A 23,161-nucleotide genomic window follows, 5' to 3' on the forward strand; every position below is an offset into this window, starting at 1 on the left:
TAGAAGGCTCGATCGTTAGTCACCGTGACGAATGATTGTGGGCACGTCCTGGTGATTCTCTAGCACGGCATATCCACCTCTCTTCATAACAAGAGAAATGGGCTGTGAGGAGTCTCCCCCGTCAATGGAAATGCGAACCTCCAGGCTCTGATCCTCGAAAGAACGAAGCTCTTGTATCAACTGTGCGACGGTTTTGCCGCGACCGATCCATTCTGGGTTCATACATATTCCAAGTAAGGGGATGCGCTGGTGGGGATCAAAGGCACCACATTGCCTAGCGATTGCCTGCCAACCGTCATCAGAGATTTTTCCTGAACAGATAAGCCGGACCGGGCATTTGCGATTAGCTTCTGTAGGTTACTCATCTGAGATCTCGGGCGGATTGCAGAAAAAGGTGCTGGGGACCCTGACGATATCCTGAGGACACGGGGTCGGAAACCCGCGAGATCTTGTTAGCAGTAGTTTCCCCAGCTTACTGAAATTTCAACGTTGAAATTGAAAGGATCTTGAAGAAAAAGGGGCATCGTTACCGTGTTGGTAAAGATGCCCCTTTGTGTTGCTGATAACGCACGCATGGCGTTCGTCAACCGAGTCAACTCCGTCAACCTGTCAACCAACTTCAAAAATCCAGCCGCTAACACAAGCGCGCGGGTTCTTTGCCCCGTGTCTATCCGAAATGCCCAGGGTCCCCAGCGGCTTTCCGATTCATTGGGCAAATGCACTGGTGAACAGGAGTTCACCCGGTTCACCTGTTCACTAAGCTGGGCACCTTTCCGCTGACACGATCACGCGTATTTCCTACACCGTGCCAAACCAACATGCGAAGGGTCGCCCGCGATTTAACCAAGGCCAAGAGCATGATCGATCTTCCTTCGCTGAAGGAGCAATACTAATGGGGCTAGGGGGACACCTTAATAAAACCGTGCCACGGGTGTTACGCGCGTCACATATTATTGTAATTGTTTGATTTTAAAGAGTTTATATGGCGTTACACAGACGTGTTTTGTTTGCCGATAGACGTGTTACATGGCAAATGGGTGTTACATCAATAACAGCTCTGCGAAGAGCGGTTTATGATAATTAAGGCGATTGTCATCAGACTAGATCCCTTCGCGTAGAAGGGCCGCTACCGGCCAGAAACGGACATCGCCCCCAATAAATAAATCTGCCTCTTTGTCACACCTCTATATTACGTGTTTGGGCAAGCGGTAGGAGACGATTGAAAACGTTCTCCCTATGGTACTGCAGATATAGCAAGCGACTCTTATTTTCGCTTACATAAGATACATGTTTGCCTTCAATTGCAGAGTACAAATGAGCAAGATCTTTCGTTACGGTTTTGTCTCGATTCACAGCCACCAATCCATTTGATTGGATAGTGATAAAGCCATTCTCAAAAAGTGCGTCGCAGGTTACACATTGCAACATTGCTACGTTATCTATATCAGCCCGCTCCTCATGCGTGCATTTAGCTCTAGGCTTTAGATGGGCGGCTATCAAAATCGCATGAGGCCATGACTTTCCGCAGATCTCACAAGTCCCTATAGCGCTTCCATATTCCTCAAACACATTTTTTTGTCGGAGTAGCAAGTACTCTCGAAGCATAGCCTGCTCCATGCGAGCCTTACCTAAACCTGTCTGTATATCAAGCGAATCTAGTTCAATCATGAGATCTGTGATTTTTCTTTTTATATAAGCAATCCGCTCCAGATTAGGGTTGCTGAGAATCGCTAAATCGTCATCAAGAATATATGAATCATCGAGCGGCTTATAATGATCATTTCGCCTACCGCCACCCTCCTTGTAATATAGGGTTGGGTAGCTAAATATAAATGGATTGAACGCTTTCGGTACCTTTCCCTTTATTTCTCTACCAATGCTCATGGAGTCTAGAGGGGCGCCGTTTAACCTGATTGAGTTAAGAGCAATTACTTGATACTTAATCGTGTCGCTGGGCTCAAGCAGTTGAAGTTCTGGAGTCAGCTTCGGCCCAGCAATCCTATAGCCGGGCGCAGACTCTTGAAGTAAACCCGTTATCAGACAGTAATCATCAAGAGCATCATCAGCGCTATCAAGCAATTCCAAGCAAGTGTTTTGACGCACATCCGCATTTCGACGAAAGTTATGCGTAAGTGCACGCTTAACAGCAGGTATAACTCTTTCCACCCGGAGTGGGTTCTGATAATGAAAAAAAATCGGCTTGAGAATTCGACTAATCCTCTCATCTCGAGAGGTAAACGCATAAAAGCGCCCATCTGAAACTGCTAAATAATCAAGCTCGCTGGAAATCAGGTCTGAAATATATTCGACTCTAAGCTCTTCAGGAATCTCACTAATAAAAGCCGGGGCGATTTGGCTCAATGATGGATCAATCAAGCTTTCCACTGAAAATAGGCCGCCAAAATAGGTAGATATCTTGCTGGCATACTGTATTAAATCTTTGGTGGCGGCACCAGGGTCATGATCAGTCCCTAGGATGATATGATGGCCATTGAATTCTTGAAATTTAAAATCTGCTCCCATTCCGAAAGACGTTGCTAACTGAACCGCTATGGGTAGATAGATGTTCTCATCAATTACCCCTGCCGTTATGAGATCTTCTTGAACGCGCCTAGCAAATACCGGCTTTTTAGCAGCATGTATCTTACCAGTTAAAATTTCGAGTAAGTCCTTCAGCTGAACAAGGTCAGCTTTCTCAATCAGAGTAACGGCATCTCCTGCGGCCAACCCCCGATCTAGGCGGCGGAGCTCTGCCGGAAGGTCCCTGTCCACAAATTTTGATATAATTTGTCTAGCCCTTTCCCGGCTTACCTCTCGGTCTAGCTCGGGCAGCTTTCCCAGCGCTTCTAAGGTTAACTTTCTTCGCGATGATTTCTGGGTGAAGTATTTTTTTAGGATAATCCTAGTAGTGTCAGATGTTCTTTTTTTCAGATAAACGCGATCAATCAGTTCGGTAACGATCTCCTGGTACGCTTTACTCATAATAATCCTTGCTCATGGCTGGCGGTCGCGTTTACTCGGTCCATATACGCCAATGTCTCCCATTGGTCAAAATTTGATGTCTAATTCATCATTTTCCAGAGACGTGAGCCTGCCACAGGTACAACCCACGTCACCGAAACATAAGTACCTGCCCGCGGGCGCCGAACGTCAGCTCTTGGCCGTTTTCTGCCTATCGAGACCGGCTGAAAACGACCCAGGCTGTGTAAAAACGCAGACGCCGTGTCGAAATCCTCGCTTCAACGTTAAATCTGCAAACGATCGGTTAGTCAGCAGACCTAGATTTTGCGTAGGAGTGTGATTTTCGCACCGATTTTGATTTCTGTATCTGCGCTAAATTGTTTTCAAACAGCCTGGACCAAAAGCGGACGGTGGCGAAAGTTAGAAATCCGCAACAAACCGACTTTTGATTCATTCGGTACAGTAATTGCTTCAGTTACCTGCCTTTGCCCATGCGCCCTTCAGCCGTAGGCGACAAGCGGTGCTGCTCCGGATCAATAAAAATTCTAGATTGGCCCCTAATATCAGGTAATGGCCTCCTGCTAACCACAGCGCATTTCTAGCAATCGTTGATATGGGCTTGCATGGAATAGGGCTGTGGGTATTTTGGAGTGCTTGGGCTCTGCAAGGAGAAAGCTCAGGAGCTGCCTATTGGAGGCAATTCATTAATGTTATTGATGAAAATCAAAAAGAGATCTCGATTTGGCTTCCGAAGCAGTCCGCGCGATCAATTTTTCCGGCGAATTCCTGCGCGACACGGATAAAAATCGGCTTCGCATCAAAACCTTGATCGATTAATGTGCTCGGGAGGGTGGTGTCATAAATAAGTATTTTACCATTTTCCTTTAAGTGCGATTTTGCTTGACGAATTACATGCATGACATGAGTTACCATGGTGTCGGTCGACACTGGCCGACCTCCATTTGCCGAAACTCCGATCACTTGACCGAATAAAATATAGTCAAATTTTAAGTTGAGGTTTGGCCATGGATCTGTGATGTCGAACTGGAAGCTATATGGGCCTTTCCATTTTTCATCTAAATTCAAGTCTGCACAATAAATTGATGATCTTGGCACGTTGAGCGCATTCATTAGATGCTCTTCGTAAGCTCCGCGGCCGACTCCAACGGAAAGTATTTTTGAGTTGCCTTTGAGGTTTTGTATGTCAACATCTTTTAGTAGATTGCAATTGAGATAGTCGCTGAGCGGGAACTGTAGATAATCGATGGTCATAAATTTCCGATATGGTTAGATTGGCAGTATCTACGATGATTGATACCGCTCTGCGAAGTGGAGGTGCCCGCCTCACTACTCATCTTGTTTGGCGCGGAAGTCCTGTTCGTTCGAGTAGAACAAACTATTATACGGTGATTTCACTATTTCATACTTTCTTAACCTTTGATCTGGCTTTGCGATTCCAGCGAAGAAGGTCGGTCGATGACGAGTTTCGGTTGATCAGTTCCTCCTCAACCGAGAGTCGCATTGAGTCCGGCTCAACTAAAATTGCAGTCACGCCAATTTTATCCCCCGCTCTAATCGCCGCATGTACTTCCTTTAACTTCGATTGAGTGCCCTGAGGTGTTGAAAAAAGGTGTTGTGCCACCCGAGACCATCCAAATTGGTGACTTCGTTGTCCGATGTACATCAATTCCCACTCGGCTTGGTCTCCGGTACGCTTCCATAGAGCATACAGATTAATGCGTGATTTCCCGAGCGCTGGGGGAAGTTTGTTTTGCTCTAGGGCCTCCATATCCACATAGTCGACGGGGGTGGGGGTAGCTGAAAGTAGCGACTCTTGGGCATCGGCGATCAGCGCGCCAATGTCAATGCGAAGGACGTCCATGCGGTCTCACCATCTGTGGTACATCAAGTTGCTTGTTTATTTATAATATTTTTAACCGCTGAGTCAAGCGTTAGGGACGCGACATGCTCAGCCAATAAAGGAATACGACAAGGTCTAATATGAGATTATGGATTCTAGGGTAGTATGTCTATGGTTTTTTATGGGTTCCACGTTCCTATCCGTGAACATCCGCTACGGGTTCGATTTCTGCCTGTCGTGACGGACAGAAATCGAACCCCAAATGGACACTAACGCCAAAGATAGCTGACGCCGGTGTTAAATGGAGCGTAGGTCACCAACAGGGGCTCTGAAACTGCCGAAGGCATGGCCCTATTTAGCGTCCACGTTAAACCAGTAGCTAGAGTGCGGCGCGAAGACAGAAAATTATGGATTTCCAATTATTGGCTAACATTTGAGTTCAGGGTGTCGTCCCTGCAGCGAGTGGTTAGCATCCAACAACTGGTTCAATTCATGCCTTTCTAGCCATGGTCTGCGCCGATGCAACATCCTATGGCAGTTGGAGCACACCATGGCTAGATCCTGAACCTGTATATTCTCACCATCTCTGTGTAGTGTGCTAACGGGTTTAGTGTGATGCGCCTCAATAAAGTTAGCGCCAATCTTCCCGTAAACACGTTGAAAGTCCATCCCGCAGCACTCGCATATCAAGCGACCGTACATCCTTAAGGCGAGCAGCTTTGCTTGTCGAACAAGTTCCGCATTTCGCTCTCTCACGAAGTGCAACTTTTGCTTCATCTTTCCCTCAGGGAAACCATCACGCGTGCTGGGCCTGTCTGGGTCGAGTGAGTCCGCCTTTTGCCTGCTATTAGCGAGGGTGAAAAGTTCGCTCATAAAGTCATCAACTTCGTCTGATCCAGATGGGATGGATATGGTGACGACATCTGACAGAAATGCTTCTATAAAGTACTGCTTTCTCTCCCAATTCATGCTATCTCGCTTGGTTGGGGAGTATTTCCAACTCAAGACAACCTCGTCGCCTTCCCCATGGGTCTTATGTATCTCCGCAATAGGACCAGCTCTAGACTGGGGAAAAATAACGACATAGAAATTCCCGTTTTCTTTCCAATCTATAAGCACTATCCATATCCCAACATTCTGTTGGTCTATAAATAGAAAAGCGCCTTCACACGGCTTACCGTCTGCCCACTGGTGGAAACCAGTCAAATCGCCTGAAGCATACGAGTGCTCAAGCTTGTATCTATTTCCACTTTCGACGACAGACAAAAGAGTAGAAATATTCTTCGCGATACTTTGCTCCACAAATCTCTCCCTGATAGTTAAATGCATAATGTGTTGAGGCCTGCGAACCACTCAGAAATATGGAGAAAACCAGGTAAAGGCGTGGATTGAATACACCTTCCTGTAGTCCCTTAGCTGGCTTGTGTTCCGCGCAAGACTAACCCCGGATAGATTCGCTCTCAACCCCGGTCCTACTAGCTATCGCGACTGACTGCCTCTGGCCGCTCACTGCCGGTCATGGTGCTAGAGGGGCAAATTCGTTGCAAACGGCTGGTTAGGTCGATTGCAAATGAATCGTCGAGTCAGTCCTAATACTGGGGTGTCCGCGGATAGGGAGAAATGGCTCCAATCAGCGGCGTGTGCAGTTAGTTTTCCCACACCAGTTGCTCAAGGACGATTCCCATGCCAGATAACTCTGAAGCCAATATAGCCACAGCGGACGCTCTCACACTGCTCCTGCACAACCAGCAAGCCCTAGCTGCGGCCCTTGAAAATGAATCGCCCCTAGTTTCGTAGACACGCCGAGTGACCGCTTCTGGCCGGTTGCTGTCTGTCACGAAGGGCAACTACCGACCCAAAGCGGCCGATCAGTGCCCGCGAAGATCAACCAACATTGGTCAATCGCTCTTGATAAGCGCCACGAGGATTGTGGGAAGCTCCCTTTGGGGTTAGCCTTCGCAAGCGTAAACACAGTAACTCTAGGCCAATTACAAGGACGGTACATTCAAGCCATGCGTATACACCTTCCCTCGACTAAGCAAAGTAAGTTGCAATCAATTCGCACTGTGATCTCACACGCGGCGCGTTTAAAAGCGCCATGTGTGCCTGCTGATAATTAATCGTCATGTCATATATATCTAAATACCATGGAACATCCACCATAATTGCGACTGACATACAATTGGGAAAAATTGACCATACGCTCGGAGGAGGTGAGTTGGGGCAAGGTTTCTATCTCGGTGAGTTGCTTTGGGTTGCAAAGGCTTGGGCTCATAATCGCCACGGCAAAAACTCAGCCGTTGTCAAAATTGAAATGCCAGATCCGGAATTTAACACTTTATCCATAGAACTACTCTCGCGCACAGATGCACTAGCTCTCCGGAAGGAGATCAAGGTGATGAATGCCACTAGAACTTATACCCATGGCTATGACGTGCTATGGTCGCCCATAGTTGGAACGACAAGGGTTGAAGCAGATCAGTATAAATATGAATCTAAATTTGGTGTAGATATTTTGAATGGAGTTTCGTGCGCTCGGAGCCTAGTATGAAGGTTCACTACCTGTGCCATCCGCCCGGTGATTCAGCAAATTTCGTGTATGCTGCCGAACTCCCTACCGATTATTACGCGCCAGGAATGTTCTGTGTCGAAGCTTCCAGTTTAAGCGGGACTGTTTCGGATTCATTTCAATTTCCTGCTCAATTAAAAAAGAACACTGTTATCCTTAAACTCGTCAGAGTTAGTGCTCGTACTTACTCTGTGGAGGTCAAGGAATTGGGCGTGAAGTTCTTTTTTAAACTCATAAGCTTCGACAGGACGTCGCGTTATGTCGGGCAAGCTCCAAGCCGATTTTCTGATTATCCACTGCTTCGGGTGCAACCGGCTAACTTCCTTCGATTAGAGCAAGCTTGCTTAGATTATGACTTTTACTTTGTCGGACTAGGTTATGAACCTCCACAATCGCAGCTCGAAGGCTAGCGTTAATTAGATCCGGCCCCTTAAAAGGGGCGGTTATGTGCCAAATACACGGTGAGGCTTTGACTCGCACGAAAATCTTAGCCTTATTGCTAGATACCTGTGGAGAATTTAAGATAATTACCTATTCCAGACTAAATACACGACTTTTTAGCCTGTTTAGTTGACTTGTATGGATGTGATGTTTCTAAGGAATTTAACTCGAGGGTATCCGGAATGATTGGGAAATGGTCAGATATAGAAGCGCTCGGGTGGAAGACCTTGCTTTTGGGTAACGGTTTTAGCATCGGTATTAGCGGTAAATTCAGATATGACTCCTTGCTGAGTCAGGTCGATGCTCTAGGCATTGCGATGTATCCCCACGCCAGATCGTTATTCAGTGAAACGAAGATTGGAACATCAAATTTCGAAGAGGTGCTTAAGGTTATTTATCACGCTTACTTAGTAAATTTCTATAACCTGGAAGCGATAAGGCAACTTTATTTCAATGTTCAAAGATCCCTGATTGAGGCGGTTCAGTCGTCTCATGTATCCTATTCGGAAGTACCAGTCACAAGAATTGCAAATATCTTGGGGGCTTATGAAGAGATATACACAACAAATTATGATCTCATTCCATACTGGTCTATGGTAGATGTTTCGTTCTCCGGATTTTGTGACTTCTTTTGGCATGTGGGTTGCGAGTTTAATCTGGCAAACGCTGAGGTGTGGGGTGGAAAGACCCCGATATATTATCTACATGGCGCGGTTCATTTGAAGTCAAGCCCTGAAGGTATCGTATACAAAGTAACTATGGGAGGCAGCAATACTTTGTCCGACGTGATAGGCTCACCTGGGATGGGTAATACTCCGCTTTTTATATCAGAAGGCAACTCAGATATCAAACTGAGAAAAATCAGAAGCAACTACTACCTTAATTTTTGCTATGAGAGTTTTCTTAAATGTAAAAGCAATATAGTGATTTTTGGTCATGGTCTTGATAGAGAATACGACGAGCATATCTTAAAAGCGCTTAAAGCTTCCCCCCTGAAAAAGATCGCAATTAGCGTTTATTCTGGATTGAGAGTTGAGGACAAGCTCTCCTTCGCTAGTTGCATCGTAGCGTATTTTGCTGGAACGGATAAAGATCTTTATTTTTTTGAGTCGAGAACTCATCCGCTGTCACTACTGTAGGTAGTGTCTATATTTAATTAGTAGTAATCTGGATATCATCAACTTGTGGCTGGCAATTCCACGGATTGCAGTTTAGAAAATCATCTCGCGAGGGCCTTAATTTATTTTTGTTTGATGAATGCCAGAAAGATGAAGCAGTCCAGGCAGACGTAACGAGTTCACTAGGATACGCCGAGCAAAAAAAGGGACAGATTTATTTATATTCACACGAGAGCCCAACTCATTGCCTGACTACCACCCCTCACACCGGATTTCTGGCTGCCACTAGAGCCCCCGTCGCTTTGAGGCCCAAGACCCCCACCCAGACGCAACCATCCCAAACCCCCGGATAACCAAACCATAACCTTAAAAAATCGCCCACAAAAAAGCCCCAGGTCTTTCGACCTGGGGCTTTTTTATCTGTATCTGGTGCACCCGGCGGGATTCGAACCCACGACCCCTGCCTTCGGAGGGCAGTACTCTATCCAGCTGAGCTACGGATGCTTGTGCGGGCGACATCATACCCATGTCGCCCTGATGCGTCCATTCCAGCGTTTTCGCCGGTAACTGTCGGCCGTTTCCCACCCAAAATGGCTAATCGCCACTCTCATTCACAACTCCCCGCGCCGCACGTCCCTTTGTTTGCTTTGCTCTTGTGGCTTTAAACCGCTTCCAAGCCGCAATTCCCCAGGTGAACGCATGCATTCCAAAGGAACCGTGATGCTCGATCTCCCGTTGAGACAAACCCTGTTGGCCCGCTCCGATTTGTTTCGAGGTATGCCGGAGCACCTCTTGCGCTACGTTGCCACCCATATGGTGGAGCGCCTGCTGGATGATCGTGAACTGCTGTATTTCAAGGACGACAGCCTCGAATTTATTGCTTTGGTGGTTGAGGGGCGGATTTATTCGGTGGTGCATGGGCCGGACGGCCGGGAGCAGATTATCGGCAGTACCGGGGCCGGGCAGGTGGTGGGGGAGACGGCGTTGATCAAGGATCATGGGCGCGAGTCTTCCACCTTTGCCAGTGGCCCCACGCGGCTGTTGCAACTGGGTAGCCGGCATTTTGGTGTGCTGTTTGAGGAGCCGGTGTTTTTGCGGCGCTTGTTGATGCTGATGATGCTGCGCTTGCTGCAGGCCATCGAGTTGCTGGAGTTGGTGTGCCTGCATCGGTTGGAGTCGCGGTTGGCGCGGTTTCTGTTGGCCAACCTGGGCGATATCGACCTGGCGCTGGCCATGCCGAGTGTCTCTTTGCCCGCCAGCCAGGGGGTGTTGGCGTCGATGCTTAACACCAGCCGTCCCAAGCTCAATGTGCAGCTGCAATTGTGGCGCCGCAGTGGGCTGATCAGCGGCAATCTGGAACGCATGGTGATCAACGATCTCGAGCATTTGCGGCGCAAGGCATTTGCCTTGAATTAGTCGTTGCAGTGTTCCGCAGGTAACAGCGCACCCCTGTCCCGCGCTTGCAGACTGGCCCTTCATCAAGGATGCACAGGAGTGCTGGCGATGGGGATGACTGTTCAGTTCAAGGATCAATGGGCCGCCGATGACCGTTTGTTCGAAGCGAGTTGGCGCGCCGTGCAGGGCGAACTCAAGCGGCGCGCGCTGCGGCGGGCCAAGGGCAATCTGGATCAGGGCCAGGAATGGTTGTCGGCCACGGCGATCAAGGCCCTGCTGTTCTTTCGGCGCTCGCCGGAGCGCATTCGCGACCCTCAGGGGTTTCTGTTTCTGGTACTCGACCACGTGTTTCTCGACAGCTTGCGACGCAGCAAGCGCGAGGAGCGGCTGCTCGATGATTCGGTGGACCTTGAGCACGATCACCTGGCCGCACTCGCCGCGCCCTGCGCTTCGGTGCTGGAGCGGGTGGAGTGTTACGAGCGCCTGGAGCTGATCGAGGCGCAGGTGGCGCGGTTGCCGGTGTTGCAGCAGCGCTTGTTTGAGATGCGCTTTGTGGATGACCTGCCGTATCCGCAGATCGCTGCCGCGTTGCAGGTCACGCTGCCGCTGGTGCGCAAGCGTGTGCAACTGCTGCGCAACGCCTTGCGCTGAATTTGATTCACACACGCGGGCTCGGGGCGTTCTAGTTGTATGAGCGCGTCCTGCCGCCACTACCCACGCCCAACCCTGGGTGAATGCCATCAAGGAGAGATGTATGACAGAGGTCAACAGCCAGATCACCGACGCGGTCACCCAAACCAACGTCAAAGTGGTGGCAGAAGCGCCGGCCCAGGCCATCGCGTCGCTGTATCAGGTGGCGAGCAGTGCGGCGGGCCTGTCGTTGCAGAACGCGGTCAACAGCCAACAGGCGATGAACCAGATTTCGAATGCGGTGATCTCCAAGGCCGTGGCGCTGATCATGCAGATTGGCGAGAAGGGCTAAGCCCTCGGGAGATCGATTATGTCGTGGTTCAGTAGAAAGAAACCCGCCGCCCCGCAAGCAACGCCCGCCGCCGACCCACCTGCGCCGGCGCCCGCCGCACCGGCCTCGCGCTCGATCATGGCGCGCATGAACGAGCACCTGCTCAACCAGGCGAGCACGCCGTCGCCCGACAGCACCGCGGCCCTCAACAGCCAGATCGTGCAGGCGGTGCAGTTCACCAACTCGCAGAACTTTGCCTATGCGCCGGCGCAGATTGCGGTGCCGGCCGACATGATGATCAGCCAGGCGGCCGGCCTGGTGGCGCAGGCGGCGGCGGGGTATTTCGACGGGGTCAGCAAGATCGCCCTGGCAGCCCAGGCCGTGCTGCTCCAGCAAATGACCGAGAACATCGTCAAGGACAACCTGCCGGCCGCTGCCGAAGACGCCTTGGGTGCCTTGGCCACCGACTTGCTGGTGGGCGCCGCTGCCGCCGTGGCCGCCGCCGCGGGTGCCATGGAAGCCGAAGCCGCCAGCGTGGCCATCGACAAGATCGACCAGAGCATCGCCAAGTACGCCGACACCTTGGCCAACCGGGCTGCGCCAGCGGCCTGAACCGAGCACAACGTTCCAGGGTTCTTCTGGAACGGTGCAACAGCAACTTGAAAGCAACTTTTCTTAAGTGAGGAGCGACATCATGCAGCCTGGAGATATTATTTTTTCGGTGAAGCAAGAAGATGACAGCGCGACGCGCGCGTTCATTCGCGCGGGCCAGTTGGTCAAGGCCAAGGTGTTTTCCCAGGACACGACGTTCCTGAATGTGGTTCATCCGGCGATTGCGGTGAGCGACACCCAGGTGATTGAAAGCGTGGGTGAGGGGCTGTCGCTGACTGACCTCAGCCTTGAAAAGCCCCCGCGTTCGGCGATGGTCTTCTCTTGCATGAGCAGTGAGTTGGGCGAGGCGGCAGTCGTGGCGGCCAAGCAGTTCTACTTCGACAAGATCAGCGGCGATATCCATGGCCGTTACAGCGTGTGGAACGCGATGATTTCTGCATTCCGGCGCTGGGCCTCCAACACCAGCCTGGTCGAGCGCATCAACGAGTCGGTGGCGATTGGCAGCAGCTCGTTCTGTTCCCAGTTCGCGGCCAACTGCTATGAAGTCGGCAACCTTTATAACTCGGCCAACCTGCTGCCGCCGCCACCGGCGATTTTCGGCAACCAACCCAGTGCCATTACCCCTGCGGAGTTGGCGACGTTCTGTGATGCCTCGGCGTATTTCTACTTCTCGGGCTTCTGGCAGGACAACGTCGAGGTGCGGCTTTAGCGGCCCTTCAGCCAGCAACGTAGTACCCAAGGAGGCCGTCATGGCTCACCCAGCCACACCCTCAGTGCTGTCCAGCGATGATCGCCTGCGGCTGGAAGCGATGCTGCGCAACCCGCAGATCTTCGCCGGAACGCCCCAGGCCATCGTCGACGAAACCCTCAAGCGCGCCAGCCAGGTGCTTGAGCAGTCCAAGGCCAATGAGCAAGCGCTCAAGGCTGCCGCCGAGCAGCGTGAGGCGGCGCTACGCCAAGTGTTGGACGGCGCGGCCCCGGACAAGGACGCGCAACGCAAGGAAGTGCAGGCCCTGATCCAGGGTTTGATTACGCAGATTGAAGCGGCGCTGGGCCCAACTGCGAAACCTTGAGCTCGCGCGTTTCACAGCGCCTGTTTGGCAACGTTCATTCATGAACACGGAATGCACCGTGTACCCCTATAAGGAAATTGATCATGGCATTTGTTAACGAGCAAATTACCGACGCGGTCACCCAGACCAACGTCAAAGTGGTGGCCGAATCGCCGGCGATGGCGATGAGCACTATCTATCAATCCATGGCGCAGGCCACGGCGATTCTGTTCCAGAACGCTGTGTCGGCCCAGCAGCAGCAAAACACCCTGGCCCAGGCGGCCACCAACCAGGGCGTCATGCAGATCTACAGCGTCGATACCACCGCCGGTGCGGCGGCCACCGAAAAAGTCGCCCAAGGCGGCGTCTCGGATAACCTCACCAGCCTGTTGACTGTGCTCAAGTCCTTCCAGCCTTAAGCACTCAGCGATAACGGATGTTGTTCTTTCTCACACCAGGAGTTTCAACCATGAGCACAGTCAGCCCGCAAATCACCGATGCCGTCACCCAGACCAACGTCAAGGTCGTTGCCGAATCGCCAGCGATGGCCATGAGCACGATCTATCAATCCATGGGCCAGGCCACGGCGATCCTGTTCCAGAACTCGGTCTCGGCCCAACAGCAACAAAACACCCTGGCCCAGGCCGCCACCAACCAAGGCGTGATGCAGATCTACAGCGTCGACACCACCGCTGGCGCTGCGGCCACCGAAAAAGTCGCCCAAGGTGGCGTGGCCGACAACTTGACCAGCCTGTTGGCCGTGCTCAAGTCGTTCCAACCGTAAGTTGCAAGGCCCAACAGCCCCGGCGCCCACAAGGCACCGGGGCTGTTGTCGTTTGTGCGCTTGATCTGAAAGATGCATCAAATGCGCCGTTTTCGTTCTTTTTTTCGAACAGACTATTGCCCTGTACCCCCATTGATCCTAGGATTCGTTTGAGATTTCAAACGCTCTGTCTCCCGTGCGCTATTTCACTTATCTCGCGTGCTGGGGCTGATTTCCCTGACGGCAGCCCACAAGGCGCCTTTCAACAACTCTAATTCGCTCCGCGTGCGCGCGGTGCTGTTAAGGAAAGCCGACATGCAGCTCAAAGATACCCAGTTGTTCCGCCAACAAGCCTTTATCGATGGCGCTTGGGTCGATGCGGACAACGGTCAAACCATCAAGGTCAACAACCCGGCCACGGGCGAAATTCTCGGCACCGTGCCGAAGATGGGCGCGGCTGAAACCCGCCGCGCCATCGAAGCCGCCGACAAGGCCCTGCCGGCCTGGCGTGCACTCACCGCCAAGGACCGCGCCAACAAGCTGCGTCGCTGGTTTGAGCTGATCATCGAGAACCAGGACGACCTGGCGCGCCTGATGACCCTGGAGCAGGGCAAGCCGCTGGCCGAAGCCAAAGGCGAAATCGTCTACGCCGCTTCCTTTATCGAGTGGTTCGCCGAAGAGGCCAAGCGCGTCTACGGTGATGTGATTCCTGGCCACCAGCCGGACAAGCGCCTGATCGTGATCAAACAACCGATCGGCGTTACCGCGGCCATCACGCCGTGGAACTTCCCGGCCGCGATGATCACCCGTAAAGCCGGCCCAGCGCTGGCCGCCGGTTGCACCATGGTGCTCAAGCCGGCTTCGCAAACCCCGTACTCGGCGTTCGCCCTGGCTGAACTGGCCCAGCGCGCGGGCATTCCAAAAGGCGTGTTCAGCGTGGTTTCCGGCAGCGCCGGTGATATCGGCAGCGAGCTGACCAGCAACCCGATCGTGCGTAAATTGTCCTTCACCGGCTCCACCGAAATCGGTCGCCAGCTGATGGCCGAATGCGCCAAGGACATCAAGAAAGTCTCGCTGGAACTGGGCGGCAACGCGCCGTTTATCGTGTTCGACGACGCCGACCTCGATAAGGCCGTCGAAGGCGCGATCATCTCCAAGTACCGCAACAACGGCCAGACCTGCGTGTGTGCCAACCGCCTGTACATCCAGGATTCGGTGTACGACGCGTTCGCCGAAAAACTCAAAGTGGCCGTGGCCAAACTCAAGATCGGCAACGGTCTGGAAGAAGGCACCACCACTGGCCCGCTGATCGACGAAAAAGCCGTGGCCAAGGTTCAGGAGCACATCGCCGATGCCCTGAGCAAAGGTGCCAAGCTGTTGGCCGGTGGCAAGGTGATGGAAGGCAACTTCTTTGAGCCGACCATTCTGGTCAACGTGCCCAAAGACGCTGCTGTTGCCAAGGAAGAAACCTTCGGCCCACTGGCGCCGCTGTTCCGCTTCAAAGACGAAGCCGAAGTGATCGCGATGTCCAATGACACCGAGTTCGGCCTGGCTTCCTACTTCTACGCGCGCGACCTGGGCCGTGTGTTCCGTGTGGCCGAAGCCCTGGAATACGGCATGGTTGGCGTGAACACCGGGTTGATCTCCAACGAAGTGGCGCCGTTCGGCGGCATCAAGGCTTCGGGCCTGGGCCGTGAAGGCTCCAAGTACGGGATCGAGGATTACCTGGAAATCAAATACCTCTGCCTGGGCATCTAAGCTCGGCACGGGATTGCAGTAAACGCAGAGGGCACGAGAGCGCTGACCCTTTGCGTGTTTGAAGACGTTATTCGTAGTGGCCGGGAAAGCTGTGGCAGTCGATCATCGCATGCTGCCGTAGTTGCCTCCCCGCCACGTATTCCTTGGACCACGCCACCCGATGAGTGGCGAATGAGGACTTTATGAGCAAGACCAACGCATCCCTGATGAAACGCCGCGAAGCCGCTGTACCGCGCGGTGTTGGCCAGATTCACCCGATCTTCGCCGAATCCGCGAAGAACGCCACCGTGACCGACGTTGAAGGTCGCGAGTTCATCGACTTCGCCGGCGGTATCGCCGTGCTGAACACCGGCCACGTGCACCCGAAAATCATCGCGGCCGTGACCGAGCAACTGAACAAGCTGACTCACACCTGCTTCCAGGTACTGGCCTACGAGCCGTACGTGGAGCTGTGCGAAAAGATCAACGCCAAGGTGCCAGGTGATTTCGCCAAGAAAACCCTGCTGGTCACCACCGGTTCCGAAGCGGTCGAAAACGCCGTGAAAATCGCCCGCGCCGCCACTGGCCGTGCTGGCGTAATCGCGTTTACCGGCGCTTACCACGGCCGCACCATGATGACCTTGGGCCTGACCGGTAAAGTCGTGCCGTACTCGGCTGGCATGGGCCTGATGCCAGGCGGCGTATTCCGCGCACTGTTCCCGAACGAACTGCACGGCGTGAGCGATGACGATGCCATCGCCAGCATCGAGCGCATCTTCAAGAACGATGCCGAGCCGCGTGATATCGCTGCCATCATCATCGAGCCAGTACAGGGCGAGGGCGGTTTCTACGTTGCGCCTAAATCCTTTATGAAGCGCCTGCGCGAACTGTGCGACAAGCACGGCATCCTGCTGATCGCCGACGAAGTGCAAACCGGTGCCGGCCGTACCGGTACGTTCTTCGCCATGGAACAGATGGGCGTGGCTGCCGACCTGACCACCTTCGCCAAGTCCATCGCTGGCGGCTTCCCGCTGGCCGGTGTGTGCGGCAAGGCTGAATACATGGACGCCATTGCGCCAGGCGGCCTGGGTGGCACTTATGCCGGTAGCCCGATTGCTTGCGCTGCTGCGCTGGCGGTGATGGAAGTGTTCGAAGAAGAGCACCTGCTGGACCGCTGCAAGGCGGTTGGCGAGCGCTTGGTGACGGGCCTCAAAGCCATTCAAGCCAAGTACCCGGTGATCGGCGAAGTGCGTGCCCTGGGCGCGATGATCGCGGTTGAGTTGTTCGAAGATGGCGACAGCCACAAGCCAAACGCCGCTGCCGTGGCTTCCGTGGTGGCCAAGGCGCGTGACAAGGGCCTGATCCTGCTGTCTTGCGGTACCTACGGCAACGTGTTGCGCGTACTGGTGCCGCTGACCTCGCCGGACGAGCAGTTGGACAAAGGCTTGGCGATCATCGAAGAGTGCTTCTCCGAGCTGTAAGCGGAGGCTGACTTGATCGACAGAAAAAACCCGCCTCGGCGGGTTTTTTTGTGCCCGCTGCAGCACATTCAGGCCATGTTCATTGTACGCAGGCGGCGTGATTGTCTAAGGTGCAAGTATTGCCGATGGAGCGTGCTGGATGACTGCTGTTGATTTACCCGCTGTACCCCGCGTGTTGATTGCCGAGGCGGACCCTTGGTCGCGGGACCTGCTCAAGCAAGTGTTGTTGAATGTGCGCTGCGACGCGCGGCTGGATGTGTGTGCCGATGGCCAGGAAGCGGCCACGCTGTTGCGAGACAAAACCTACGACTTGATCCTGGCGGATTGGGAGCTGCCGGGCGTCGATGGCCTGAGCCTGCTGCGCAGCGTGCGCCAGAAGCGCCGTTCGCTGCCGTTTATTCTGCTGAGCAGTCGCAATGACAGCGCCAGCGTGCGCGAAGCCTTGCCCCTGGCGCCCACGGCGTATCTGACCAAACCCCTGAACATGGAAGGCCTGACCCAGCGCCTGCAAGACCTGCTGCTCGATGAAGGCGAAAGTGTGTATTGCGAGATACCGCCGCTGGCGCCCGGTATGGCCTTGCCAGTGTTCCTGGAACGCCGCCGCGACGTCTGTGATGGTGCGCCGCTGCGGGTCGATGTGAAAGCCGCCGTGCAACACAGCCTGGCGCCGGACGGCCTGGACCTCAAGCAACTGGAAGATCAGGTAAAAACCGACCCGCAAATCACCGCTGTGCTGATCGCCGCCGCCAACAGCGCCGGCCATCACGGCACGCCGGTGCAGACCCTGGCCGCTGCACTGCAAAAGCTCGCCGCCGGGCAGAGCATGAATCTGATCCTGGGCCTGGCGCTCAAGCACAACGTGGTGCTGGGTGACCCGGCGTTGGTGGCCTACGCCGAGCGCCACTGGCAGCTGTCCCAGGACACCGCCGACTACGGCCGCCGCCTGGCGCGCATGCTCGAACTGGACCACGAACGTTGCTACTGCGCGGGCATTCTGCATCGGCTGGGTGACTTGGCGTTGTTACGCTGCCTGGAAGACTGGCGCCTGGGTGGCGGGGCGCTGGATGACGAGGCAATCGGTGAGTCCCTCGACACCTTTGGCGCCGCCTATGGCTCGGCGTTGCGCACGCGCTGGCGCTTGCCGCTGGAGTTGCGGCAGTTGATTGCCGCGACCTACTCACTTGAAGGCGGGGTGTATTCGCGCGACGCGCTGGTGGTGAACCTGGCGGCGCAAATGGCGCGTCTGACCGAGCATGAGGGGTTGGAAGCGCTGGCCAAGAGCAAGACGGCCAGGTTACTCAAGGTGGGCTTGTCGGAGCTGACGCGGGTGCGCAAAACCTAGCTGGCAACGAAGTTCAGGTCTGGGAGCGGGCTTGTGTGGGAGCCGGGCTTGCCCGCGATAGCATCAACTCGGTACCCCTGATAGACCGAGGTGCCGGCATCGCAGGCAAGCCAGCTCCCACACAAGCCAGCTCCCAACCAGGCCGGTTCCCATTGGTTGATCGAGTTCTAGCCCTCTATGACGCGGTTTTTGCCTTGGCGCTTGGCCTCGTACATGGCGGCATCGGCCCGTGCGAACAGGCTGTCCAGGGTTGAGTCGTCTTCACGCAGGTTGGCCAGGCCTTGGCTGACGGTCACGGTAAACTCCCGGCCTTCATAGCTGAAACTCAGGGCCTGGATTTCCTTGCCGAGCCGTTCGGCTACCTGCAACGCCATGTGCGGCGCACAGCCAGGCAGTACCGCAGCGAACTCTTCGCCGCCAACGCGCCCGAACAGGTCGCCACGGCGCAGCACGCCGCGACCGCTCTCGGCGATACGCCGCAGCACCTGGTCGCCTTCCAGGTGGCCGTAGCTGTCGTTGACGTCTTTGAAGTCATCGATGTCCAGCAGCAGGAACGCCAGCGGGGCGCCTTGGGCGCAGGCGCTGTCGAACGCCTGGTTGGCGCATTCGAAAAAGTGCCTGCGGTTGCTGCTTTGGGTCAGCACATCAGTGGTGGCGAGTCGGTGCAGCTCCAACTCCATGTGCTTTTTTTCGGTGATGTCTTCGGCCATGCCCACCACAATCAACGGCTTGCCGGGTTCGACTTGTTGGTTGATATAGCACTTGTCGCTCAGCCAGCGAATCTGCCCGTCGGCGGTGATGATGCGGTACTCGCGGTCCTCCACGGCGCCGTCTTCCAGCACCCGGGCCAGGCTGTGTTCGGCGTAATCGAGGTCTTCGGGGTGAATGCTGTTGCGCCATTCGCGGTGGTCGGCGAGCAGTAAACCTGCGGATCGGCCAAACACCCGCTCGTAGGCCGGGCTCACGTACAACACACGCCGGGTTTCCCAATCGATGGCCCACAGCACGGCATTCACGCTGACCAACAGCGAACTGAGCAGTTGTTCACGCTCACTCAGCCGTTCGACTTCACCTTGGGCATGCATCAGCGCCAGCAGGGTGGCCGCCGCAGCCGGGCGTGGGTGCTCAGCGACGGGCGCATCGGTTGAATAAGGCTTTTCGGGAACCATCGGCACAACTCTCTCTGGGCTCGCCGCAGGATGGAGCAGCGGTCAGTGCAAGGGCCACCATGATGGCGAAGTGTTCCTTGAGAGAGGGGATTTGCGGTGAAGTTCCGTGAACGGGCTGACTAAGAAATGGCGTCAGAAACCAGTATGCAGAGCGCGGGCTTACTGTGGCGAGCGGGCTTGCCCCGCGTTGGGGCGCGCAGCGGCCCCAATAAAAACACCGCGTTCTGCCAGGCAGGGCGCGGTGTTTGGTTTCAGGGCTGCTTTGCAACCCAACGCAGGGCAAGCCTGCTCGCCACAGCAAGCCCGCTCACCACTAGACCGTGTCAGACCGCTGCAGGGCGCAGCGAGTAGGTCTTCAACTGGTGGGCAAAATCGCGCAGGGACTGAATGCCGCTGGCCTCAGCCTCATGCACCCATTCCTTGATCGCGGCCAGCATGTCATGGCCATTGGTGCTGGTCTTCAGCCAGATCTGCTGCAGCGCCAGGCGCTTCTCGTAGATCACGGTCAGCGCGTGGCTGTGTTCGAGCATGCTCTGGATGCGCACGTGGTGGCGATCATCCAGCAGGCTGGTTTCACGCGACAGCAGGCGCTTGGCACGGTGGAACTGGTGGCGTACCGAATGATCGACCTTTTCCAGCTCCTGCTTGACCAGTGGGCCGATCACCAACTTGCGGTACTGGGCCATGATCTGGAAGCGGTTGTTGAGGATCGCCATGGCGGTGTCCATATCCAGGTGGCCTTTGCCTTCCACGCGGTGCGCGATCGGCGCGACGCGCTGCACCTTGGCCAGACGCAGGAAGCTGAACACTTTGATCCACGCCCAACCCAGGTCGAACTCCCACTTCTTCACCGACAGCTTGGCCGAGTTCGGGTAAGTGTGGTGGTTGTTGTGCAGCTCTTCGCCGCCAACAATGATGCCCCACGGCACCAGGTTGGTGGCGGCGTCACGGCACTCAAAGTTGCGATAACCGACCGCATGGCCAAGGCCGTTGATGACGCCGGCGGCCCAGAACGGGATCCACATCATCTGGATCGCCCAGATGGTGATGCCAATGGTGCCGAACAGCAGCAGGTCGATGACCCCCATGATCGCCACGCCCAGCAGCGGGTAAGGCGTATAGATTTTGCGTTCGATCCAGTCGTCCGGGCAGTTTTTGCCGTAGATGCGCAGGGTCTCGGGGTTCTCGGCCTCGGCGCGGTACAGCTCGGCGCCTTTGCGCAGTACGGTGGACAAACCCTTGATGACCGGGCTGTGCGGGTCGTCGACGGTTTCGCACTTGGCGTGGTGCTTGCGGTGGATGGCGGTCCACTCGCGGGTGTTCTGCGCCGTGGTCAGCCACAGCCAGAAGCGGAAGAAGTGTTTCAGGCCGGCATTGAGCTCCAGGGAGCGATGGGCTGAATAACGGTGCAGATAGACCGTGACCCCAACAATGGTCACGTGGGTCATCAACAGCGTGACTGCCACCAGTTGCCAGGCTGACAGGTCAAGAAAACCGTTGTACCACATAGGCTGTATGGCCCTCAGATAAAGAAAAAAACAGCTCACGCATTATCACTAAGCCTACAGAGAAAACCAGCCGCCCTTTCAGATAGGAGTGACTGGATGTTTCTTATTCTATAATCCGCAGCGTTTGTAGGGCGATTTTGTTTTTTGGGTAAGGATTACTGACCATATGCTGTTTTCGTACCGAGGTGCCCTGCGGGTGGGGCTGGTATACCTGCTGGTTTCCGTTGTGTGGCTCCAGCTCAGCAACCACCTATTGATCAACTTTCTCGATGACCCGAGGCAGTTAGGACGTTGGTTGCAGGCGCGCGGTTATGTGTGGGTGGCCCTCAGCGCGTGGGTCATTTACCTGATCTGTGCCCGTTTTGCCCGCACCCATCGATTGCAGCAACCCTTGAAAGAAAACCATGAACGCCTGCAACAGGCCGCCGCCGTGTTCGATTGCACCCGTGAAGGCGTACTGGTCACCGACGCCCATGGGCTGATCGTGCATGTGAACCGGGCCTTTATGGAGATCACCGGCTACAGCCGAGAGGACGTGATGGGCGAACGGCCGAGCCTGTTCAAGTCCGGACGCCATTCGTCGAATTTTTATCAACAGATGTTCCAGACCCTCGAACGCACCGGCGAGTGGAGCGGCGAAATCTGGAACCGGCGTAAAAGCGGTGAGATTTATCCACAGTGGCAAACCATCCGAGTTATCCACAATGACCAGGGCCAGGTCAGCCATTACGTCGCGGTGTTTTCCGACATCAGCGCCATCAAGGACTCCGAGCACGAACTGGCGCACCTGGCCCACCACGACCCGCTCACCGACTTGCCCAACCGCCTGCTGTTCACCGACCGCGCCGAGCAGGCGCTGGCCTCGGCGCAAGTGCACAAACGCGGCTGCGCGTTGCTGTTGATGGACCTGGACCACTTCAAGATCATCAACGACAGCCTCGGCCATAATGTCGGTGACCAGCTGCTCAAGGCCGTTGGCGAGCGGTTAAAGGGCCTGTTCGGCCCCGGCGTGACCCTGGCGCGCCTCGGTGGCGATGAGTTCGCCGTGCTGGCCGAAAGTTGTCCACAGGTGGTGCAGGCTGCCGCGCTGGCACAGCGCATGCTCGATGCGATGAAAGAGCCGTTTGTGTTCGACGGCAACCAGTTGTTTATCAGCGCCAGCATCGGCATCAGTCTGTTTCCCAGTGATGCCCTGAGCGCCGAACAACTGCTGCGCAATGCCGACTCCGCGCTGTTCAAAGCCAAGAGCGCCGGCCGCGAAGGTTATGCGCTGTACACCGAAGAACTGACGGCCCACGCCCAGCACCGCGTGGAAATCGCCAGCGAACTGCGCCGCGCCCTCGATCAGCAAGAGCTGCGTGTGTACTACCAGCCCGTGCACGACCTGCAAGACAGTCGTCTGGTCGGCGTCGAAGCCCTGGTGCGCTGGCAACACCCTGAGCGCGGCCTGGTGCCGCCGGGTGAATTTATCCCGATTGCCGAGCGCACCGGGCTGATTGCCGATATCGATGCCTGGGTGATGGACCAGGCCTGCCGCCAGATGGGCCAATGGCTGGCCGATGGCGCGCCGTTGAGCTTTATTGCGGTGAATGTCTCCAGCCGTTTGTTTGCCCGGCGTGAACTGTATGAGCAAGTCGCCCAGGTGCTGCACACCACCGGCCTTGACCCGGCTTATCTGGAGCTTGAGGTCACCGAAAGCGCCGTGATGGAAGACCCCGAAGTCGCCCTTGAGCAATTGCACCGCCTGCGCGAGCTGGGCCTGCGCCTGGCGATTGACGACTTTGGTACCGGTTATTCGTCATTGCTGCGCCTCAAGCGCCTGCCGGTGCAGAAGCTCAAGATCGACCAGGGTTTTGTCGCCGGCTTGCCGTGGGATGAAGACGACGCGGCGATTGTGCGCGTGGTGATCGCCTTGGCAAAAAGCATGGGCATGCAGGTGCATGCTGAAGGCATTGAGCAGGTGGAGCAGGCAAGGTTCTTGTTGGCGCAGGAATGTGATCTGGGCCAAGGGTACTGGTTTGGCCGGCCGGTGCCAGCGCAAGAAATGGATTGGGCCAGGGCACCCTCTATCCGCATGTGAAATGCAGGCCAATGTGGGAGCCGGGCTTGCCCGCGATGAGGCAGTATCAGTCGAAACATCAGTGCCTGACACACCGCGATCGCGGGCAAGCCCGGCTCCCACAGGGTTTAG

At 55.1% G+C, this 23,161-nt stretch carries 20 protein-coding genes and 1 tRNA gene; 14 read left to right on the top strand and 7 right to left on the bottom strand.

Annotated features, from left to right (window positions below; translation table 11 throughout):
* Positions 1 to 1,176: 1,176 nt before the first annotated feature.
* The 4 genes from HU759_RS01885 to HU759_RS01900 form a co-directional block, all read right to left on the bottom strand.
* The gene (locus HU759_RS01885) at positions 1,177 to 2,982 is read right to left on the bottom strand and encodes an HNH endonuclease (protein ID WP_186617855.1); all 1,806 of its coding nucleotides are present in this window, start codon (positions 2,980 to 2,982) and stop codon (positions 1,177 to 1,179) included.
* Between the two features lie 702 nt (positions 2,983 to 3,684).
* Positions 3,685 to 4,233: a hypothetical protein gene (locus HU759_RS01890; protein ID WP_177034789.1), complete on the bottom strand. Its 549-nt coding sequence runs from the start codon at positions 4,231 to 4,233 to the stop codon at positions 3,685 to 3,687.
* Positions 4,234 to 4,381: 148 nt separating this feature from the next.
* Positions 4,382 to 4,843 (bottom strand): hypothetical protein, encoded by a 462-nt coding sequence (locus tag HU759_RS01895; protein WP_177034790.1) that lies wholly within the window; start codon positions 4,841 to 4,843, stop codon positions 4,382 to 4,384.
* Positions 4,844 to 5,248: 405 nt separating this feature from the next.
* Positions 5,249 to 6,124, bottom strand: coding sequence for an HNH endonuclease (locus HU759_RS01900; protein ID WP_186617860.1), 876 nt, complete (start codon positions 6,122 to 6,124; stop codon positions 5,249 to 5,251).
* Between the two features lie 1,245 nt (positions 6,125 to 7,369).
* On the opposite strand from HU759_RS01900, the gene HU759_RS01905 reads away from it, so the two are divergent.
* Complete coding sequence (locus tag HU759_RS01905; RefSeq protein ID WP_186617862.1) at positions 7,370 to 7,801, top strand: hypothetical protein; 432 nt, start codon at positions 7,370 to 7,372, stop codon at positions 7,799 to 7,801.
* 213 nt (positions 7,802 to 8,014) lie between these two features.
* Positions 8,015 to 8,971, top strand: a complete 957-nt coding sequence (locus HU759_RS01910; protein ID WP_186617864.1) for a DUF4917 family protein — start codon at positions 8,015 to 8,017, stop codon at positions 8,969 to 8,971.
* Between the two features lie 406 nt (positions 8,972 to 9,377).
* Here HU759_RS01910 and HU759_RS01915 read toward each other — a convergent pair.
* A tRNA-Arg gene (locus tag HU759_RS01915) sits at positions 9,378 to 9,454 on the bottom strand.
* A gap of 195 nt (positions 9,455 to 9,649) precedes the next feature.
* Between HU759_RS01915 and HU759_RS01920 the strand changes: the two genes are divergently transcribed.
* From HU759_RS01920 to HU759_RS01970, 11 genes are all read left to right on the top strand, one after another.
* A complete protein-coding gene (locus tag HU759_RS01920) occupies positions 9,650 to 10,366 on the top strand; it encodes a Crp/Fnr family transcriptional regulator (RefSeq protein WP_099549558.1) in 717 nt (238 codons plus the stop codon).
* Positions 10,367 to 10,453: 87 nt separating this feature from the next.
* A complete protein-coding gene (locus HU759_RS01925; RefSeq protein ID WP_017136685.1) occupies positions 10,454 to 10,996 on the top strand; it encodes an RNA polymerase sigma factor in 543 nt (180 codons plus the stop codon).
* Between the two features lie 103 nt (positions 10,997 to 11,099).
* Positions 11,100 to 11,327 carry a RebB family R body protein gene (locus tag HU759_RS01930; protein WP_003187543.1) on the top strand — a complete coding sequence of 76 codons (228 nt, stop codon included), beginning with the start codon at positions 11,100 to 11,102 and terminating at the stop codon, positions 11,325 to 11,327.
* A gap of 18 nt (positions 11,328 to 11,345) precedes the next feature.
* Complete coding sequence (locus HU759_RS01935) at positions 11,346 to 11,918, top strand: hypothetical protein (protein ID WP_099549556.1); 573 nt, start codon at positions 11,346 to 11,348, stop codon at positions 11,916 to 11,918.
* Between the two features lie 82 nt (positions 11,919 to 12,000).
* Positions 12,001 to 12,627 (top strand): hypothetical protein, encoded by a 627-nt coding sequence (locus tag HU759_RS01940; RefSeq protein ID WP_186617866.1) that lies wholly within the window; start codon positions 12,001 to 12,003, stop codon positions 12,625 to 12,627.
* Positions 12,628 to 12,667: 40 nt separating this feature from the next.
* Positions 12,668 to 12,991, top strand: a complete 324-nt coding sequence (locus tag HU759_RS01945) for a hypothetical protein (protein ID WP_138451229.1) — start codon at positions 12,668 to 12,670, stop codon at positions 12,989 to 12,991.
* An 83-nt stretch (positions 12,992 to 13,074) separates the two neighbouring features.
* Complete coding sequence (locus HU759_RS01950) at positions 13,075 to 13,389, top strand: RebB family R body protein (RefSeq protein ID WP_005783676.1); 315 nt, start codon at positions 13,075 to 13,077, stop codon at positions 13,387 to 13,389.
* Positions 13,390 to 13,439: 50 nt separating this feature from the next.
* Entirely contained in the window at positions 13,440 to 13,754 is a 315-nt protein-coding gene (locus HU759_RS01955) for a RebB family R body protein (protein ID WP_003187551.1), read from the top strand.
* 294 nt (positions 13,755 to 14,048) lie between these two features.
* On the top strand, positions 14,049 to 15,491 hold the full coding sequence (gabD, locus tag HU759_RS01960) for an NADP-dependent succinate-semialdehyde dehydrogenase (protein ID WP_056858131.1): 1,443 nt from the start codon (positions 14,049 to 14,051) through the stop codon (positions 15,489 to 15,491).
* Between the two features lie 182 nt (positions 15,492 to 15,673).
* Entirely contained in the window at positions 15,674 to 16,951 is a 1,278-nt protein-coding gene (gabT, locus tag HU759_RS01965; protein WP_012721619.1) for a 4-aminobutyrate--2-oxoglutarate transaminase, read from the top strand.
* 139 nt (positions 16,952 to 17,090) lie between these two features.
* Complete coding sequence (locus HU759_RS01970) at positions 17,091 to 18,293, top strand: HDOD domain-containing protein (RefSeq protein ID WP_099549553.1); 1,203 nt, start codon at positions 17,091 to 17,093, stop codon at positions 18,291 to 18,293.
* 167 nt (positions 18,294 to 18,460) lie between these two features.
* Here HU759_RS01970 and HU759_RS01975 read toward each other — a convergent pair whose 3' ends face one another.
* Together HU759_RS01975 and desA are read right to left on the bottom strand one after the other, a co-directional pair.
* The gene (locus tag HU759_RS01975; protein ID WP_186617868.1) at positions 18,461 to 19,462 is read right to left on the bottom strand and encodes a sensor domain-containing diguanylate cyclase; all 1,002 of its coding nucleotides are present in this window, start codon (positions 19,460 to 19,462) and stop codon (positions 18,461 to 18,463) included.
* A gap of 323 nt (positions 19,463 to 19,785) precedes the next feature.
* The gene (desA, locus tag HU759_RS01980) at positions 19,786 to 20,970 is read right to left on the bottom strand and encodes a delta-9 fatty acid desaturase DesA (RefSeq protein ID WP_017136693.1); all 1,185 of its coding nucleotides are present in this window, start codon (positions 20,968 to 20,970) and stop codon (positions 19,786 to 19,788) included.
* 166 nt (positions 20,971 to 21,136) lie between these two features.
* On the opposite strand from desA, the gene dibA reads away from it, so the two are divergent.
* A complete protein-coding gene (gene dibA, locus HU759_RS01985) occupies positions 21,137 to 23,050 on the top strand; it encodes a phosphodiesterase DibA (protein ID WP_186617869.1) in 1,914 nt (637 codons plus the stop codon).
* Positions 23,051 to 23,161: the final 111 nt, after the last annotated feature.

Source organism: Pseudomonas sp. OE 28.3, from assembly GCF_014268205.2.
Classification (GTDB): domain Bacteria; phylum Pseudomonadota; class Gammaproteobacteria; order Pseudomonadales; family Pseudomonadaceae; genus Aquipseudomonas; species Aquipseudomonas edaphica.

What these genes read in the sequence shown, in the direction of transcription:
- HU759_RS01885 (WP_186617855.1), bottom strand. Translation starts at nt 2,982, where the DNA reads ATGAGTAAAGCGTACCAGGAGATCGTTACCGAACTGATTGATCGCGTT.
- HU759_RS01890 (WP_177034789.1), bottom strand. Translation starts at nt 4,233, where the DNA reads ATGACCATCGATTATCTACAGTTCCCGCTCAGCGACTATCTCAATTGC.
- HU759_RS01895 (WP_177034790.1), bottom strand. Translation starts at nt 4,843, where the DNA reads ATGGACGTCCTTCGCATTGACATTGGCGCGCTGATCGCCGATGCCCAA.
- HU759_RS01905 (WP_186617862.1), top strand. Translation starts at nt 7,370, where the DNA reads ATGAAGGTTCACTACCTGTGCCATCCGCCCGGTGATTCAGCAAATTTC.
- HU759_RS01910 (WP_186617864.1), top strand. Translation starts at nt 8,015, where the DNA reads ATGATTGGGAAATGGTCAGATATAGAAGCGCTCGGGTGGAAGACCTTG.
- HU759_RS01920 (WP_099549558.1), top strand. Translation starts at nt 9,650, where the DNA reads ATGCATTCCAAAGGAACCGTGATGCTCGATCTCCCGTTGAGACAAACC.
- HU759_RS01925 (WP_017136685.1), top strand. Translation starts at nt 10,454, where the DNA reads ATGGGGATGACTGTTCAGTTCAAGGATCAATGGGCCGCCGATGACCGT.
- HU759_RS01930 (WP_003187543.1), top strand. Translation starts at nt 11,100, where the DNA reads ATGACAGAGGTCAACAGCCAGATCACCGACGCGGTCACCCAAACCAAC.
- HU759_RS01935 (WP_099549556.1), top strand. Translation starts at nt 11,346, where the DNA reads ATGTCGTGGTTCAGTAGAAAGAAACCCGCCGCCCCGCAAGCAACGCCC.
- HU759_RS01940 (WP_186617866.1), top strand. Translation starts at nt 12,001, where the DNA reads ATGCAGCCTGGAGATATTATTTTTTCGGTGAAGCAAGAAGATGACAGC.
- HU759_RS01945 (WP_138451229.1), top strand. Translation starts at nt 12,668, where the DNA reads ATGGCTCACCCAGCCACACCCTCAGTGCTGTCCAGCGATGATCGCCTG.
- HU759_RS01950 (WP_005783676.1), top strand. Translation starts at nt 13,075, where the DNA reads ATGGCATTTGTTAACGAGCAAATTACCGACGCGGTCACCCAGACCAAC.
- HU759_RS01955 (WP_003187551.1), top strand. Translation starts at nt 13,440, where the DNA reads ATGAGCACAGTCAGCCCGCAAATCACCGATGCCGTCACCCAGACCAAC.
- gabD (WP_056858131.1), top strand. Translation starts at nt 14,049, where the DNA reads ATGCAGCTCAAAGATACCCAGTTGTTCCGCCAACAAGCCTTTATCGAT.
- gabT (WP_012721619.1), top strand. Translation starts at nt 15,674, where the DNA reads ATGAGCAAGACCAACGCATCCCTGATGAAACGCCGCGAAGCCGCTGTA.
- HU759_RS01970 (WP_099549553.1), top strand. Translation starts at nt 17,091, where the DNA reads ATGACTGCTGTTGATTTACCCGCTGTACCCCGCGTGTTGATTGCCGAG.
- HU759_RS01975 (WP_186617868.1), bottom strand. Translation starts at nt 19,462, where the DNA reads ATGGTTCCCGAAAAGCCTTATTCAACCGATGCGCCCGTCGCTGAGCAC.
- desA (WP_017136693.1), bottom strand. Translation starts at nt 20,970, where the DNA reads ATGTGGTACAACGGTTTTCTTGACCTGTCAGCCTGGCAACTGGTGGCA.
- dibA (WP_186617869.1), top strand. Translation starts at nt 21,137, where the DNA reads ATGCTGTTTTCGTACCGAGGTGCCCTGCGGGTGGGGCTGGTATACCTG.